The sequence below is a fragment of the Enterobacter sp. MG-EB028 genome (assembly GCF_056673305.1).
Window position 1 is genome coordinate 2,277,390 of record NZ_CP195079.1, and the last position, 16,181, is coordinate 2,293,570.

Consider the following 16,181-nt stretch of genomic DNA (forward strand, 5'->3'; position numbering starts at 1 on the left):
ACCTATGCCCCCTGACATGCGATCTTTTCCGCCGGACTTCTTTGATTGAACAGAGAAGTAATCAACGTAGAATTTTTTTTTCATATGATTTGTTGCTAAGGGTATATGCAACATTCATGATTGAATGGAGTTTATAGTCATAATTGTTTATGGAATAACCTTCGTTGAATATATCAAATTTTTCTGATTGAGTTGGTGAGTAATCTTTTCCGAAAAGTTGGTTAATGCTTAAAATAAAAAGTGGTGAGTATTGGAGTTTTGATATTCTATTTTGCTCAAGGCTAAAGGTTACACTAAGTATAAAAGTTGCGAGCGCTAATATGAATTGTATTGTAGGCGAAATAAATGAAGTAATTTTAAATCCAGACTTTGTCATTTTTAAATCCGCTGCGTTAATGAAAATGGGGGGGGCTTGTGTATAGCAGGTGTTCAGCAGTTCCCGTTTAAAGGGGTAATTTTAAACTAAAAGATTAGTAAGTTCAGAGGGTTATTTTCATAGCATTGCATAATGATCCACTATACTTATGCCCCGAACCAGTGACATGAGGGTGGTATGTCTGGCGAGAACTTATCCAGAATGGGCGCAGCAAAAGTCCGCCTGATTGCGGATCGCCATGGCAATCAGGTAATAGAAAAATGCCCTGTTAGCGATGTTGAATATGGCTTTTATACGCGTGCGGCGGAACCACTCAGCGGCGTTGTTGAATCCCCGCGGTTGCTTCACGCCGACCCACGCCGACGCAGCCTGACGCTCGAATACGTTCCTTATAAGATCTCCCAGGATGAGGTTGCAGGGGACGAGATATTGAGGCAACTTTCACGCCTTCACAATTATCCTGCCGACGCCGAATGGATATATCACACCCACACCTGGTCTGCGTCAGCACTTGAAAAATCTCTGTCTCTTCTGGAATTGCCCGCCCGCGCTGAGCGGCAGATGCGACGTTTTCAACAAGCGGGCAGCGTTTTGTTTCGTCAGGAATGTTTAATTTCAGGCGATACCAATGCGGGTAACTGGGGCAGAAGAGAAAACGGCGATACGATACTTTTCGACTGGGAAAGATTCGGCACCGGCAGCCCGGCTATCGACCTTGCTCCGCTGGTTAAGGGGATGGGCTCAAAACAAAGCATTTTACAACTTGCCGAGCGCTACTGTGTTTTTGCCACGCATCTGGACGCAGACAGGTTAGTCAGAGAAATCGCTCTCGCCAAGGCATGGATTGTTACTGAAGTCGTGTTACTCCTGCACGAAAGGAAAAAGAGCGACTTTAATCTCTACCTGACCTGGTACAGAGAACATCTCCCCGGCTGGCTGGATGAGTCCCTCTCTCTGCTTTGAGCACGTTGTAACAGAACATGCGAACCCCATGCAGCGTTTTGTTTCATAAATGCCATCGCTCATCGACCTTTCAGGATGGTATAACGTCTTGCGGCAATCGGATTGCCGTAGACTGCCCACATTCACAAAGGCTTATATGAAACAAATTACCTTCAGTGACCTGCAGCAGCAAAGCGAGCAGGCCGCAAATTCTCCTCGCTTACGGGCGCACCGTAATTTACATCCTGAGCTGAGCGACCCGGTGCAGCGCCTGGCTATCGCCATGGAGCCCGGCACCTATGTTCGCCCCCATCGCCATCCGCATACGTTTGAGCTGCTGACGGCGCTGAGCGGTCGCTTTTTGGTATTGAACTTCGATGACAGCGGGAACGTGACCCGGCGCGTGGTGTTAGGTGAAGAGTGCAAAGTGCTGGAGATGGATCCCGGTACCTGGCATGCCGTGCTGTCGCTGGATAAGGGCGGCGTTATTTTTGAGGTTAAGCACGGCGGCTACCAGCCTGTTCCTGAGCAGGATACCGCCCCCTGGTCACCGGCGGAGAATGCGCCCGGTACCGCGGCGCTGATGAAATGGTACGCTCAGGCGCAGGTGGGTGACGGGGGTTTTACCCTGTAATTTTTCTCTTATTTGCCCGGCGCGCGGAAAGCCGCGCCGGGAAAGAGAGACGATCCCGCCAACTCAACCGACCGTATTAAAATGCCAGTCTCCGGCAGTCGACAGCGTCACGAACGGACCGGCCAGCGTGCTGTTGTGATGCGCGATGATGTCATTGGCGGATAAATGTGCATTATCCATTGTTGTATGTGCATCTGAAATCAATACCGTCCTGAAACCCAGATCCGGCGCGGCCCGACAGGTGGTGTCGACACAAAATTCTGTTTTCATCCCGGCAATGACCAGCTGTTTGATGCCTCTCTGAATAAGTTTGTGCTGCAAATCGGTATCCCGAAAACAGCTGGGATAGCGCTTGGTGAAAATAACATCCTGCTCCTTCACGTCCAGCTCGGGTATCAGCTGTGTTAACGGCCCCTTCTCTGAGAAGGGCGAGTCGTCTGGTCCGATATGACGGGCAAAAAAGACGGGTACCTGCGCGTGCCGCGCGTTGGCTATTAACAAACGGATATTTGCCAGAACGGCATCGGCGGAACTGGGGGAAAAAGGGCCACGGAAGAGGCCCTGCTGCATGTCGATGATTAAGAGAGCATTGTCAGATGAAACCATTTTCTTTCTCCATTCAGAGGGTGGTGAACGGAGAGAGATTTCCCCGTCCTGGCCGGCGGGGATTGAGGTTCTGTTTGTCAGTCGTTCGCTACAGATACGCTCGCACCGCCGAAGGTTCCGGTGGTGGTGAGGGTGGTTGTTGGCTGAACTGACTGATACATAACATGGCCTTTGTTAATACATTCCGCTGTATACGGAATTATCGCGTTAGTTATAACGTTGCTTAACTCATTCCTTCAATACACCAACTTGAGTAGGGGCCTGATGCAGCGGCAGGAAGGAGTCTGCAAACATGTCAGGCTCATAGCCTGCAGCGGTATAAAGATGCTGACGTGATTCATCAATCGCTGCACGGAGACGTGCTCTGTCCACGCCCAGCACGTTGCCGCCTTGCTTAACGATGCGTCCGCCAATCATCACGGTGTCAATATTGCTGCGCTCTGCTGCATGCACGACCGTGCCAAAGGCATTTCCGGAGGGGTAAAGGTTCAGATCCCCCGCGTTAATCAGGATCAGATCGGCCTTCTTGCCCGGCGTCAGGCTGCCGACTTTCTCCTGCAGACCGGCGCACGCCGCGCCATCGAGAGTGGCGGCCTTCAGAAGCTGGGCTGCCTGAAGCGTTTTCGGGGAATGTGCGCTGCGACAGCCGTGTTGTTGATGCATACCCATAACGCGCTGCAGGTAAAACGCTACGCGCATCTCCATAAACATGTCACCGCTGTAGGACGTTTCATTATCCACGCTTAGGCCAGGGTGAATGCCGTGGCGCATCGCTGACTGAATGGCAAACATCCCGTCCTCAATGCCGTAGTGTGCGTCGGAGCGAGGGCAGACGTTTACCCTCACGCCAGCATCTCTCAGGATCGCCCAGCCTTCGTCAGGCAGCGCCGTGCAGTGATTAAAGATATTATCCGCGCCCAGCAGTCCCTCCTGCTGCAATACCGCAAGCCGTGAGGCCATCTCACCGCCGAAAAATTCAGTGACGATCGGCAGCCCGAGCCTGCGCGCCTCAGCCCACATCTCCGGCTCCAGCTGCGCCATCACCGCCAGCGACACAAGTCCGTCCGGGTTGTCCCGGAAATACTTTTCCTGCAGGCGTTGCCAGTTTCCTGGCCAGTGTGCGGTATCCCATTCCCCGGAAACCGGTGCGCCTGAAGCGTGAATGGCGCGGATCCCCGCATCCAGAAGCGCCTCGACGGCGGCATCCGAATGGGCTGCGCTGCGGCTGTTGTGGGAATTATCAATGACGGTGGTGATCCCGGCGTCAATACAGCCCAGCGCGGAGAGGAGGTTGCCAACGTACATATCGGCAGGGCGGTAGTATTTCGCAAATGAGAAATGCGTGGCGTTGCAGTAGTCTTCCAGCGATTCCGCGTTGGGGTTGATGCGACGCAATTGCCCCTCCCAGGCGTGGCGATGGGTGTCCACCATCCCCGGCATAGCAATCATGTTTGTAGCATCAATAACCCTCGCTCCCTTTGCCTCCAGGTTTTCGCCGACAGCCACAATGGTGGGCCCGGCGATCAGGATCTCGCCGCGTTCAATACTGCCCACGCTCTCATCCATGCTGAGGATCGTAGCGCCACGGATGAGCGTCGCCGGGGAAGTGGTGTTTTGATTATTCACAATATTTCTTGCGTAGCCGGTCATTTTCAGTCTCTTTCTGTCATTAGTACCGAAACGCTACGCCACTTAATTAACGCGAAAAAGATGCGCAATGCGTTTTCATTATTCATAATTAGCGAATAATTAAATTTATAAAGGCTTTGGGACAAATGGATCGTATCCAGGCAATGCAAATCTTTGTGCGGGTGGCGGAGTCCGGCAGCTTCGTTCGCGCGGCTGAAACACTCTTCCTGCCTTCATCAACGGTCACCAGCACGATTAAAAATCTGGAAAAATACCTGCAGGTGCGCCTGCTGAACAGGACGACACGGCGGGTGAGCGTGACGCCGGAAGGTTTACAGTACCTGACGCACTGTCGGGAAATTCTCTCATTAATCGAGCAGGCGGAGTCCAGCCTGAGCGATTCCGGCAGTCGGCCACAGGGACGCCTGCGGGTAGATATACCTGCCGGGATTGCTCATCACATCGTGATGCCACATCTGGACGAGTTCTGCCGTCTTTATCCGGATATCTACCTGACGATCGGCGTCAGCGATCGCCAGGTTGACCTGGTGCAGGAGGGCGTCGACTGTGTAATTAGAACAGGGGAACTGAATAACTCCACGCTGGTAGCCCGTCCTCTGGGCCGTTTTCGCTGGGTCACCTGCGCCTCGCCGGACTATCTCCGGGAATACGGTATTCCCCAGTCGCCCGATGCGCTGAGCGGGCACCGGGCGGTTCACTATTTTTCCGGGCAGAGACGACGCGCGAACGAATTGCGCTTCGTTCAGGGCAATGAAATGCGGTCTGTTCCAGTGAGCGGTGCTGCCGCCGTCAATGATACGGAGCTTTATATCCAGATGTGTCTTAAGGGTTTTGGGCTGGTGCAGGTTGCCGGGAATATTGTCGCAGAGCATCTGCGCGAGGGAAGGCTGGTGGAGGTGCTGGCGGACTGGCAGCCGCCGTCGGTGCCCGTCACGCTGCTTTATCCCCACCAGCGTTATCTTTCTCCTGTCGTGCGCGCTTTTGCTGACTGGATAGCCGGGATTATTTAATACTCCCAAGCCCCTCCAGAAAATCCTCAACCTGCTCAGGCGTAGCCGTGTCTGCCTGGTAAAGGATATCGAGCTTAACGTTCTTCAACCCGCAGAAGCCAAATACACCTTCGATAATCTGCGTCTGAATCGCCGTCGAATAGCCATGTTTGTCGAATCCGGCGAGATCGCTGCCGCCGGTGGCAATCAGGCGGACGGGAACGTCCCGTAAGTTACCCACAATCCGTCCGTCGTCGGCCACCTTATACGCCCAGTTCAGGGTTAAAACGCGATCGAACCAGCCTTTCAACAGCGCGGGGACCGACCACCAGTACACCGGGAAGACAAACACCAGCATATCCGCCCGCTCGACGCGCTGCTGCTCGCGCAAAATATCGTCGGGAAGCGCGCTCGGATCGCCGTGATAGAAATCGAGATCGGCGCGGGTCATCGCCGGATTAAACCCTTCAGCATGCAGATCGGCGATCTCAACCTGTGTACCTTGCTCGCGTAATTTCCCGGCAATGCGGGTAGCCAGCTTATGGGATAAGGACGTGTCGACAGGGTGAGCCGTCACGATCAGCGCGTTATTGATGGCGTGTGTTGCAGACATAGCGACCTCGCAATAGGTGAGAACTGATGTCTATATTACTATTGGTAACTTAGCTGTCAATCCGCCCCAGGCGATCATTTTGTGCTGTTCACATAGGTCTCCAGCACGCCGATCATCGCGCCGCTGAGCGTATCTTCCGCCACGTTCCGGGCGAGCACGCCGTTACCCGCGGCCGTGCTGAGCGCGTCTGCCGCACCGATAATGGCCGTCAGAGCTGCTTCTCCCTGAACGCCTTTCAGTACGACGAACGGGGAAAGCGCGGTACGCAGGCAGTCGGCACATTCGGTCACGCATGCCTCCCGAAACGTCTGCAACGCGCGGGAGCCGGATAGCGCCGCTGCGATTGGCCCGGTTTCAGGCCCGGCGGAAATGGCGCAGTCGATATAAGCGGCGCTGAAAAAGCGGATCGTCTTTTCCAGCGTTTTGCTGTCGACCGCCAGCGTCTCACGGAATTTCGCCAACTGCCGATCGCTATAGTCCTGGTACAGCGCCATCAGCAGCCCTTCACGATCGCCGAAGTGGTCGTAGGGGATAGGCTTGGTCACGTTGGCTCGCTCCGCCAGGTAGCCAAGGGTCAGCGCCTCCGTGCCTTGCTGACGAACGATTCCGCGCGCAACCTCCAGTAGCTGCACGCGGCGGTCCTCTTTTCTCAAGCGCTTAACAACCATGTTTTCCTCTGAACTGTTATCTACTCATGGTAGTTTACACGTTTTCTGCGGGGTGCTGCACCCGTTGTTCCGCAGGGCGGATCCGGAACCAGATCGCATACATCGCGGGCAGGAAGACGAGGGTAACGATCGTCCCGCCCAGCGTTCCGCCGATTAGCGTGTAAGCCAGCGTGCCCCAGAACACCGAATGCGTCAGGGGGATGAACGCCAGCACGGCCGCCAGTGCCGTCAGCAAGACGGGCCTGGCTCGCTGGACCGTTGCCTCGACCACCGCCCGGAACGGATCGAGACCCTCGTTCTGGTTATGATTGATTTGGCCAATCAGGATCAGCGTATTGCGCATAAGAATCCCGGAAAGGGCGATCAGGCCGACCAGCGCGTTGATGCCAAACGGCTGATTGAAAATCAGCAGGGTCGGCACCACGCCAATCAGCCCCAGCGGGGCGGTTAAGAACACCATCACCATCGCCGAGATTGAGCGCACCTGCAAAATGATGATCAGCAGCGTCAGGGCAATCATAATCGGGAACAATGGAATCATTGCCTGCGTGGCTTTTCCCGATTCCTCAATCGAACCCGCCATGTCAATACGGTACCCGGCCGGCAGCGTCTCAACAATCGGCTGGAGCTGCTTCATGATGGCGACCGACACGTCCGGTGGCTGAAGGCCGTCGGCGATATCACCGCGCACGGTGATTGTGGGGGTACGATCGCGACGGCGCAGAATCGGATCTTCCATACCGATCTCAATCTTGCCGATTTGAGACAGCGGAAGGCGCTGTCCCGCATTGCCGACCAGGGTGAAGCCCTCAATTTTCGCCGGATCGAGACGGATATCACCCGCCGCGCGACCAATGACCTCTACCGAACGAATATCTTCCCGTACGGTGGTTATCGGCACGCCTGATAGAAGGAACTGAAGCTGCTCGGCAACGGCGCTGGAGGTTAAGCCGGTCGCCTGCAGGCGGCTTTGATCGAGAGTGAAATGCAATACCGGAACGCGCGACCCCCAGTCGGTGTTGACGGTCCGCATCATCGGGCTTGCCTGAAGCACGGCTTTCACCTTATCAGCAATGTCGCGCACCTTGCCTACGTCCGGGCCTGACACACGCCAGGCGACCGGGAAGGGCGAGTAGGGGCCAAACACCAGCTGCGTCACCCGCACGCGCGCTTCGGGCGCAAGGCCGTTGGCGACAGCCTCTCTCAGCCGGAGCTTGAGCGCCTCGCGTGACGTCTCGCTGTCCGTCAGGATCACAATTTTCGCAAAAGACGGGTCGGGCAGTTCAGGCGCCATCGCCAGATAAAAGCGGGGCGAACCCTGACCAATATAGGCAGTGACAATGTTGGCTTCAGGCTGCTGGCCCAGCCACGCTTCGATTTTTGCCGCTGCGGTGCTGGTTTGTTCAATCGAGGTGCCGTAGGGCATCTGCACCTCAACCAGCACTTCCGGGCGATCGGAGGTCGGGAAAAATTGTTTTTTTACCAGACCCATGCCGAGCACGGCCAGGATGAAAATGGCGACCACCGACCCGGCCACTCGCCATTTTCTGGCGATAACGCTGGCAAGCAGCTGGCGAAAACGGTTATAGCGAGGCGTGTTATAGATGGCGGCATGGCCTCCTTCTACTTTAGGGATCGTTGGCAGGATCTTCACCCCCAGATAGGGCGTGAACACCACGGCGACGAACCACGAGGCAATGAGAGCGAGGCCAACCACCCAGAACATGTTGCTGGTGTATTCTCCGGCGGTCGACTGGGCAAAACCATTCGGCATAAAGCCAATGGCCGTCACCAGGGTACCGGCCAGCATCGGCGCGGCGGTGTGGCTCCAGGCGTAGGCCGAGGCTTTGATTCTGTCGTAACCTTCCTCCATTTTCACCACCATCATTTCAATGGCGATAATGGCATCATCAACCAGCAGGCCGAGGGCGAGGATCAGGGAGCCCAACGTGACGCGGTCAAAGTTTATCCCCGCCGCCTCCATCACCACGAAGACCACCGCCAGCGTCAGCGGCACCGCCGCCGCAACCACCACCCCTACGCGCCAGCCCATGCTGACAAAACACACCACCATGACAACCAGCAGGGCGACGAAGAATTTAATCATGAACTCGTCGACCGACGAGCGAATATTCACGGACTGGTCGGTGACCTTGGTCAGGGTCATGCCAAGCGGCAGACTCTCATTAATTTTCGCCGTTTCCGCATCCAGCGCCTTACCCAGCGTCAGGCCGTTCCAGCCCTCGCGCATCACGATGCCGAGCAGCAGGGCGGGCTCATGCTGGTTACGTATCAGCATCGTCGGGGGATCTTCGTAGCCGCGTTCAACCGTGGCGATGTCGGACAGCCTGAGCGTTTTGCCCCGGGCCACAACGGGCGTATCGCGGATCTTCTGCAGTTCGTCGAACGCGCCGTCGAGGCGGATAAAGATTTGTGCGCCTCGGGTCTCGATGGAGCCCGCTGCGGTTAACGCGTTCTGGCCGTTAAGTGCGTTAAAAATGTCCTCAGGGGCGAGGCCCATCGTCGCCAGACGGTCATGGGAGAAGGCGATATAAATCCGCTCGGCCTGTTCGCCAATAATGTTCACTTTCTTGACGCCGGGAACGTGCAGAAGCTGCTGGCGCAGGCTTTCGGCATCACGTACCAGCTGCCGCTGCGGTTCGCTTTTTGCTTTCAGGGCAAAAAGGGCAAAGGTGACATCCGAGAATTCGTCGTTGATCATCGGGCCGATGACGCCCGTCGGAAGACGCTGCGATTCATCTCCAAGCTTCTTCCGCGCCTGATAGAACTCCTCCTGCACCTCGGCAGGCGGGGTTTTGTCCTGCAACGACAAGGTGATAAACGCCATGCCGGGACGGGTATAAGTTTCCGTCCGGTCATACCATTTAAGTTCCTGCAGCCGCTTTTCCAGCGGCTCGGCGACCTGATCCTGGATCTCCTGCGCGGTCGCCCCCGGCCAGACGGTTATCACCGTCATTTGCTTCACCGTGAAGGGCGGGTCTTCCGCGCGCCCGAGCCCAAAGAAGGCGTAAATTCCGGCGATGGTAACGAGAACGATCAGAAACAGCGTGACGGAACGCTCACGCACGGCCAGCGCTGACAGGTTGAAGCGGCTTCCGCTCATGGCGCGCTCTCCGCAAGTGTGGCATTGCGTTGCGCGGCAAGCCTGACAATTTCACCTTCATGTAAAAGGTGTGCGCCTAACGCCACAATCTTCTCGCCGGGCTTCACGCCGCCCGCGATCTGCACCGCATCTTCACCCACGCTCAGCACCCTGACGGGCGTCCAGGCGACCTTTGCAGGCGGAGCAGAAATGCGCCAGACGCCGGGGCCGTTGCCCGCATCGTAGAGCGAGGCCAGAGGGACCTGCATGACCTGACCTTCCGCTTTATTGTGCTGAATGTTAATCGTGACGGTCGCCCCCAGCGGCGCGTTCGCCAGCGGCCCGTCCAGCACGTAACGAGCTTCGTAGGTGCGGGTTGTGGCATCGGCCGAGTCAGACAGCAGGCGCAGCGTTGCGGTGACCGGGTGTTCTTCATTGCCATACAGCGTGGCCTGCGCTTCGCTGCCGACGGCAGGGCGCAGCGTTTCCGGAAGCTGCACGAGCGCTTCACGCTGTCCCGCTCTGGCGAGCCTGATCGCCACCTGTCCGGCACTGACGACTTGACCCGGCTCGGCGAGCGTCTCCATGACCACGCCGTCAGAATCCGCCAGCAGGACGGCATAGCCCGTGGCGTTGTGCGCCACGCTGGCCTGCGCCCGTGCCGCGCTGAGTTCTGCTCTGGCGGTATCCGCCGCCGCTTTGATTTGGTCATACTCGGAGGCGGACACCGCGCCGGTGGCCACCAGACCACGATAGCGCGCCTCATCGCTGGAGGCTTTTCGCGCGCGCGCCTGGGCTGCGTCCACCGCGCGCTGCTGCGCCTGGGCCTGTAATTTCAGGTCAATTGGATCCAGGCGCAGCAAGGGCTGGCCCTGTTTGACGGTCTGACCCGTATCAACCAGGCGTTCAAGGATTTTCCCCTGAACCCTGAAGCCTAAATCGCTCTGCGTTCTGGCAACCACCACGCCCGTGAAGGCACGGGCGGTATTGTTCGCAAGCTCGACGGATACGGATCGGACAAGCGGTGGCTTTGTGCGCGGATCGTCATTCGCGGAAATATCGCCGCATGCCGCGAGGGCAAACGGCAGGAGACAAACGGCAACGCGGGCTGAAGTGAGCCTGAGCATGGGAAACCCTTATTGAGGTAACAGGACAGTTTCCGCATTCTGTGATTAGTGACCAATAAAGTCAATGGTCACTAATCAGGGGGCCAGGCTTCTTAAGATCAGTGAGCAGAGAAGTACCGCTGCCGTTGGGGCGGTTTCAAGGTTGTACTGCAGCTGAACGGGGTTAATGTAAGGGCACATCACCATATAGACGGCACAGGTTACCTCATCCAGCGGCGTCTTCCTTTCGAACTCGCCGGACTGTCTGCCTTCGATAATGATGCTCTCAATCAGCTTCATCAGGCTTTCACAATACTTTTCGGTTGAAGGCCACTGCTCCTGCGCGGCGACGGCGGCAATGTCGTAAAGCTTACGGTCGTGGAAAAACAGCTCGCTCCCCGCTTCGGTGAGCGCCTTGAAAAGACGGCGTAATCTTTCGCTTGCTGAAGGCGCATCCTCGATGGCGGAAAGCACCGCCGCCATAATCAGCTCCAGGCGGTTAGCGCAGATCACTTCGCCGATAGCCTGCTTGGAATCGAAGAACTTATAAATGTAGGATTTTGAAAAACCGATAGATTTCGCCAGCTCGGCGACGGTGGTTTTTTCATAGCCGTAGTGACCGAAGTGCTCAAAGGCCGCTTCGACGATTTGTTCTCTGACAGCGTGGTCAAGGGGACCACGTGCTGATGGGGGATTCATATTTTTAGTCATTATTTAAGCTTAGCGTGACAGGCTACGATTAACAACGAGTGACCATTTTGTACTTTGGTTACCGTCATTCATCATGCGCCGTTCAGACGGGACGATCAACCAGATGGGGTGAGTGTATCACTGTTTTTCGCGCACTATGGCATCTATCTGTCTGCGATAAGCGAGGATTTCAGCGCAACTCCCTTGCACTGAACAAAGCCGTTTTTGCTTAAGCCGAGCGTGGACGCAATATTTTTTCGACGATGAGTACCAGACGCCTGCGCGTCACGAAGCGGTGTAGCTGCCCCAGAAGCCAGTTACCGCATCCGGTAATCAGGTAGCTACGGTTACTCTCCACGGCCTTCAGTGCCAGGGTGACCACTTTGTCAGCGGGCATTCTTTTACCTACCGAGGCTTCCTCAGCATTCACCACATCAAAAAAGGCCGTATCCGTTGCGCCGGGGCAAAGCGCCAGCACGCGGATGCCCTTTGAGCGATACTCTCCCCACAGCGCATTCGAAAAGAGTTTTTTTTCGAGGTGAGGGCGACGCGATGCGAATTGGTGAACTGTGTGCGAAAACGGGATTGTCGAAAGAGACGGTGCGTTACTATGAGCGGCAGGGGCTATTAGAGAATATCCCGCAGCCCAATCGCAGCAATAACTACAAAGTTTATTCCGCCGTCGATTTACAGCGTTTAAACATGATCAAGCATGCCAAAATGCTGGGTTTTACCTTATCCGAAATTTCAGAGGTTTTAGCTGTCTGGGTTGACGACAAATTTACCGCTGAGCAAAAACGCGATTCTTTACAGCGCAAGTTGCAGCAGCTTGAAGAGAAAGAAGCGGCGTTAATTGAGCTCAGAGCCAGGATAATAAACGCCATTAACAAAGTCGGCCAGCCTTGTATCGATACGTTTTAATCGACAAGTAAGAAGAGGCCGCAAAACCGATGCGGCCTTATATTTCAGACAGCCAGTTCAGGCATCTGTTCCTTTACAAAATCCAACACCTTCCTCGCGTCCACAAATGCATACGGATATTTATGAGATCGATGATGGAAAGATTGTGGCTAACTGGTACATCAAGAACAATACGGCCCGGTTGATGCGATAATCCTATAAGCCAAGATCGCTCAGCGAAGGGTGATCGTCCGGGCGTCTGCCCAGCGGCCAGTGGAACAGGCGCTCGGATTCTTTTATCGGCATATCGTTTACGCAGGCAAAGCGGCGCTTCATCAGTCCATCAGGCTCAAATTCCCAGTTTTCATTGCCATACGAGCGGAACCAGTTGCCGGAATCATCATGCCATTCATAGGCATAGCGCACCGCGATCCGGTTATCCGTAAATGCCCAGAGCTCTTTAATCAGACGATAGTCCAGCTCTTTTTTCCATTTCCGCTCCAGAAACGCCCGGGCTTCTTCACGGTTGGTGGCGAACTCTGCGCGGTTGCGCCACTGGGTATCCAGCGTATAGGCCAGCGCGACTTTCGCCGGGTCGCGGCTGTTCCAGCCATCTTCTGCCAGTCTGACTTTTTCGATGGCGCTTTCACGTGTGAAGGGCGGTAAAGGAGGACGTGTGTTCATTGCGGTAACCTCAGCGTTAGATGAAGTAGACAGGTCTGTCTACCTGATGTAATCTATGCCTGTGAAATAACGCTGTCAATATCCGTTTTGAGGCCGCCGAAAAAATGAAAACACAATCCGCAAGCAACGATACAAAAATTAGCGTCAGGGATAAGATATTATTGACGGCGCACGATCTGTTTTATTCCACGGGCTTCAGGGCGACGGGGGTGGATACGCTGATTAAAGCGTCAAAAGTGACCAAGGTGACTTTTTATCGCCATTTCCCGAGTAAGAGCTTGCTTATTCTCGCCTATTTGCACTATCGGCATGAAATATGGATGAACTGGTTTGAAGCCTCTCTGCGCCGTAACCTCGCCGAAGGTCAGGTACTTTCTGACGCGATATCTGCAACGCTTTGCGAATGGTTTAATTCGTCCGAATTCCACGGCTGTGCGTTTATTAACGCCAGCGCAGAGGCAAAGTCCGAAGAGATTGAAAATGAAATAAAAGAGATATGCCGCGACCATAAAGCAGAAACAAAGAAAAAAATCGAAACGCTCGCCGGTATAACGGATGAAAAGACCAGTAATGACATTATGATGCTTATTGACGGGGCTATTATTCATGCCCAAATGGGAATGGATACCGAAGCGGTAATAAACGCGTTAAAAACGGGCTTAGAAAAACTGACGGGTCAGTGATATTTCCCCGTGCTTAATCGGCCCTTATCCCGGGCCGATTAAGCCCCCGTGTCATACCGTCGGGATGGTGCCGCCATCAATGACAAATTCAGTACCGGTAATACTCGCAGCATGCGATGAGGCGAGGAAGACGATGAGGTTAGCCACCTCAATTGGTCTGGCGGGGCGTCCGAGCGGTATTCCACCTAATGCCTTCATAATGATCTGCTTGCCACCTTCGTAGTCTGTTCCTGCCTGCTTCGCCAGTCTCTCCGCGAGTGCCACCGCCGCTTCAGTTTCGATCCAGCCGGGTGCAACGCGCACTACCCGAACGCCCTTCGGCGAGACTTCCTTTGACAGGCTCTTACTGTAGGTTGAGAGGGCTGCTTTAGCCGCCGCGTAGCCCGTGGTTGATTCCGGTAACGGCAGGTCGCGCTGAATAGACGTCACGTGAATAATCACCCCATTTCCCTGCGCGAGCATTCCGGGAAGCAGGGCGCGGTCTAAGCGTACCGCAGGTAATAAATTAAGATTGAGTTCCTGCTGCCACGCTTCTTCGTCAAGCGCAGCAAAACCGCCACCGGGGGAGGTTGAACCGCCTGCAACATGGATAATCACGTCGACCCCTCCCATCTGTTCCTGCACCGCAGATGCGACAGCGGCACATCCGGAGACCGTAGTAAGGTCAGCGGCTACGAACGTATCAGCGATATTTACGTCTGGCTCGTGGCGCGCAGTGGTGAATACCGTTGCGCCGAGCTGTTTTAAAAGCCCGACAACTGCTTTTCCCAGCCCTTTCGTGCCAGCGGTAACAAGCACGCGCTTACCGGTGAAATTAATATCTAATGACATGACCAATAACTCCCGTTATTTACAGTACAGGCATATTCAACATAGACTGAGAAATTGACAAGTACGCACGAAAAAGTGAGTTACTAAATTATGAGTAAGTTATATAGTCCGGAATCTGCCGCAAGCGGCGTGGAGCAAGTATTACGGCTGCTGGAAGGGCGCTGGAAATTAATTATTCTTTTTCATCTTTTCGACGGAAAAGTGCAGCGCTACTCTGATTTCGAAAAGCTGATCCCCGGTATTTCTCAGAAGATGCTGGCGCAGCAGCTTCGACAGCTTGAGTCCGACGGTATTGTTTCGCGGATGGTCTACCCTCAGGTACCACCGAAAGTGGAATATCGCCTCACCGATTGGGGGCAGGCACTGTGCCCGGCGCTGGATGCCATGCTGAAATGGGCAGAAAAACGCGAGGCTTACGCGAGCCAGGCAACCGATGGAAGTCCTCTCAACATTCCCAACGGCGAATGACACCTTAAAATTGTTGTCATTCGCCGTTCGTTAACGCGGGTTATTAGCACGGAGAGCGCCCATGACCCCTCGCAGCAGAGCATTCTCAGGATTATGAGGATGCCTCTTTAGAAAGCGTATCATGCTGTGCCAGCGACAGCGCGCTGGCGCTGGCGGGGTCGAACAGCGAGATGCTCTCAATCTGATTGAGTAAAATCACCTTCCGGAACGACATGGCGCTTTGGGGTTCAGAGTCGAGCGTGATGTCATGTTCTGCATACCACCTGCTGTAATTATTCTCGATGCGAAAGTTCATCGTCTTCGCGTCCCTGTACCCGCTTAGCATCGGGATCAACACGATATTGGCCGTTTTTTCATATTCCAGCGTCGCGGTGTGGATCATGCCGACGTAAATCCGCCTCGACCGGAGCGTGACCTGCGCCAGTTCGCCTTGCTCCATACACTGGTACAGCAGCTGTTCAATACCGCTCGACTGGGCCAGACGTTTGTAGAGCTTTTTACGGCTTTCACCGTCCAGCCTGGCGCTGCCCGCCCAGTTAGAGCGGTAGAGGCAAAACAGGATGGCAAACGCCAGCATCACGACCACCGGTGCCTGAATGCCCAAAAAACTCCAGTTCATAAAGTCGACTTGCCAGTCGGCATACTGCTGCGACGTAAAGTGAAACGTGTTGTCGGCGGCGGAGAGGGCGAGCAAGAATAGCCAGAGCAGACCGGTGGCAATCACGCCCTGCAGAACGAAAATACAGCCATAAAGCGCAACGAGAAAATAGACGTCCCAGCCGAAGGAACGCTTGATTTTAAAGCGCGTCGACAGATCCCGGCTGGTGTACCAGTACCCGCATACCATCAGCACCATAAATATCGCCGTTCCCATTTCAGGCCCTCTTCAGCGTGTTGACGTGACGCAGAAAATCCTGCCGCACCTCGTTGCTTTTGTAGTTCACCGAGGCGTTCCCGTCCTGGTCGATAATGATGCGATCGCCATCTTCGACGGCTTCAATAATTTCCTGCTGGCTCATCACCTGGAGCAAAGATTCGGGGCTGGAGAAAAGCGAGAGAAAGAAGCGTTTCATGTCAGGCATCCTTATGAATTAAAAAGAATAAGCCTGGAAGATGACCGACGAATTTGCCTTAAGGATATCCTGAAAGTGAAAGCCGGGTGGCGGCTACGCCTTAACCTGACTACAAAAGCTACTTTTTTGATCGTCAATAAGTTATTGATATGTATATGTAATAAA

The 16,181-nt window shown here is 54.8% G+C and carries 18 protein-coding genes; 6 read left to right on the plus strand and 12 right to left on the minus strand.

The genetic code is table 11. The features are described from left to right. The first annotated feature begins 553 nt into the window (after positions 1 to 553). Complete coding sequence (locus ACR42C_RS10860; protein WP_479985115.1) at positions 554 to 1,339, plus strand: phosphotransferase family protein; 786 nt, start codon at positions 554 to 556, stop codon at positions 1,337 to 1,339. Positions 1,340 to 1,475: 136 nt separating this feature from the next. Next, entirely contained in the window at positions 1,476 to 1,952 is a 477-nt protein-coding gene (locus ACR42C_RS10865) for a WbuC family cupin fold metalloprotein (protein ID WP_320719602.1), read from the plus strand. Between the two features lie 63 nt (positions 1,953 to 2,015). On the opposite strand, the gene ACR42C_RS10870 is transcribed toward ACR42C_RS10865, so the two are convergent. Together ACR42C_RS10870 and ACR42C_RS10875 are read right to left on the minus strand one after the other, a co-directional pair. Next, positions 2,016 to 2,558 (minus strand): cysteine hydrolase family protein, encoded by a 543-nt coding sequence (locus tag ACR42C_RS10870; protein WP_479985116.1) that lies wholly within the window; start codon positions 2,556 to 2,558, stop codon positions 2,016 to 2,018. Between the two features lie 228 nt (positions 2,559 to 2,786). Continuing rightward, positions 2,787 to 4,208 (minus strand): amidohydrolase family protein, encoded by a 1,422-nt coding sequence (locus ACR42C_RS10875; protein WP_479985117.1) that lies wholly within the window; start codon positions 4,206 to 4,208, stop codon positions 2,787 to 2,789. Positions 4,209 to 4,333: 125 nt separating this feature from the next. Between ACR42C_RS10875 and ACR42C_RS10880 the strand changes: the two genes are divergently transcribed. Beyond that, positions 4,334 to 5,218: a LysR family transcriptional regulator gene (locus tag ACR42C_RS10880; protein ID WP_320719599.1), complete on the plus strand. Its 885-nt coding sequence runs from the start codon at positions 4,334 to 4,336 to the stop codon at positions 5,216 to 5,218. On the opposite strand, the gene ACR42C_RS10885 is transcribed toward ACR42C_RS10880, so the two are convergent. From ACR42C_RS10885 to ACR42C_RS10910, 6 genes are all read right to left on the minus strand, one after another. Then, the gene (locus ACR42C_RS10885) at positions 5,211 to 5,810 is read right to left on the minus strand and encodes an NAD(P)H-dependent oxidoreductase (protein ID WP_479985118.1); all 600 of its coding nucleotides are present in this window, start codon (positions 5,808 to 5,810) and stop codon (positions 5,211 to 5,213) included. The two genes, ACR42C_RS10880 and ACR42C_RS10885, sit on opposite strands and share 8 nt — an antisense overlap. A 74-nt stretch (positions 5,811 to 5,884) precedes the next feature. Then, a complete protein-coding gene (locus tag ACR42C_RS10890; RefSeq protein ID WP_320719597.1) occupies positions 5,885 to 6,478 on the minus strand; it encodes a TetR/AcrR family transcriptional regulator in 594 nt (197 codons plus the stop codon). Positions 6,479 to 6,512: 34 nt separating this feature from the next. Further along, on the minus strand, positions 6,513 to 9,602 hold the full coding sequence (locus ACR42C_RS10895; RefSeq protein ID WP_479985119.1) for an efflux RND transporter permease subunit: 3,090 nt from the start codon (positions 9,600 to 9,602) through the stop codon (positions 6,513 to 6,515). Continuing rightward, positions 9,599 to 10,708, minus strand: a complete 1,110-nt coding sequence (locus tag ACR42C_RS10900; RefSeq protein WP_320719595.1) for an efflux RND transporter periplasmic adaptor subunit — start codon at positions 10,706 to 10,708, stop codon at positions 9,599 to 9,601. The genes ACR42C_RS10895 and ACR42C_RS10900 overlap by 4 nt, the downstream gene beginning before the upstream one ends. 75 nt (positions 10,709 to 10,783) lie before the next feature. Further along, positions 10,784 to 11,398 carry a TetR/AcrR family transcriptional regulator gene (locus tag ACR42C_RS10905; protein ID WP_479985120.1) on the minus strand — a complete coding sequence of 205 codons (615 nt, stop codon included), beginning with the start codon at positions 11,396 to 11,398 and terminating at the stop codon, positions 10,784 to 10,786. 208 nt (positions 11,399 to 11,606) lie between these two features. Continuing rightward, positions 11,607 to 11,855 carry an SDR family oxidoreductase gene (locus ACR42C_RS10910; RefSeq protein ID WP_320719593.1) on the minus strand — a complete coding sequence of 83 codons (249 nt, stop codon included), beginning with the start codon at positions 11,853 to 11,855 and terminating at the stop codon, positions 11,607 to 11,609. A 74-nt stretch (positions 11,856 to 11,929) separates the two neighbouring features. On the opposite strand from ACR42C_RS10910, the gene ACR42C_RS10915 reads away from it, so the two are divergent. Then, on the plus strand, positions 11,930 to 12,298 hold the full coding sequence (locus ACR42C_RS10915) for a MerR family transcriptional regulator (protein ID WP_479985121.1): 369 nt from the start codon (positions 11,930 to 11,932) through the stop codon (positions 12,296 to 12,298). A gap of 195 nt (positions 12,299 to 12,493) precedes the next feature. Here the strand turns inward: ACR42C_RS10915 and ACR42C_RS10920 are convergent, their stop codons facing one another. After that, on the minus strand, positions 12,494 to 12,961 hold the full coding sequence (locus tag ACR42C_RS10920) for a nuclear transport factor 2 family protein (protein ID WP_032645324.1): 468 nt from the start codon (positions 12,959 to 12,961) through the stop codon (positions 12,494 to 12,496). 104 nt (positions 12,962 to 13,065) lie between these two features. Here ACR42C_RS10920 and ACR42C_RS10925 point away from each other — a divergent pair, with 104 nt between their 5' ends. Further along, positions 13,066 to 13,644, plus strand: coding sequence for a TetR/AcrR family transcriptional regulator (locus tag ACR42C_RS10925; RefSeq protein WP_116340101.1), 579 nt, complete (start codon positions 13,066 to 13,068; stop codon positions 13,642 to 13,644). Between the two features lie 51 nt (positions 13,645 to 13,695). Here ACR42C_RS10925 and ACR42C_RS10930 read toward each other — a convergent pair whose 3' ends face one another. After that, entirely contained in the window at positions 13,696 to 14,475 is a 780-nt protein-coding gene (locus ACR42C_RS10930; RefSeq protein ID WP_116340099.1) for an SDR family oxidoreductase, read from the minus strand. Between the two features lie 90 nt (positions 14,476 to 14,565). Between ACR42C_RS10930 and ACR42C_RS10935 the strand changes: the two genes are divergently transcribed. After that, positions 14,566 to 14,943, plus strand: a complete 378-nt coding sequence (locus ACR42C_RS10935) for a winged helix-turn-helix transcriptional regulator (protein WP_479985122.1) — start codon at positions 14,566 to 14,568, stop codon at positions 14,941 to 14,943. Between the two features lie 91 nt (positions 14,944 to 15,034). On the opposite strand, the gene ACR42C_RS10940 is transcribed toward ACR42C_RS10935, so the two are convergent. After that, the gene (locus tag ACR42C_RS10940) at positions 15,035 to 15,817 is read right to left on the minus strand and encodes a hypothetical protein (RefSeq protein WP_116340096.1); all 783 of its coding nucleotides are present in this window, start codon (positions 15,815 to 15,817) and stop codon (positions 15,035 to 15,037) included. A 1-nt stretch (position 15,818) separates the two neighbouring features. Beyond that, the gene (locus tag ACR42C_RS10945) at positions 15,819 to 16,016 is read right to left on the minus strand and encodes a hypothetical protein (protein ID WP_024908361.1); all 198 of its coding nucleotides are present in this window, start codon (positions 16,014 to 16,016) and stop codon (positions 15,819 to 15,821) included. Positions 16,017 to 16,181 lie beyond the last annotated feature (165 nt).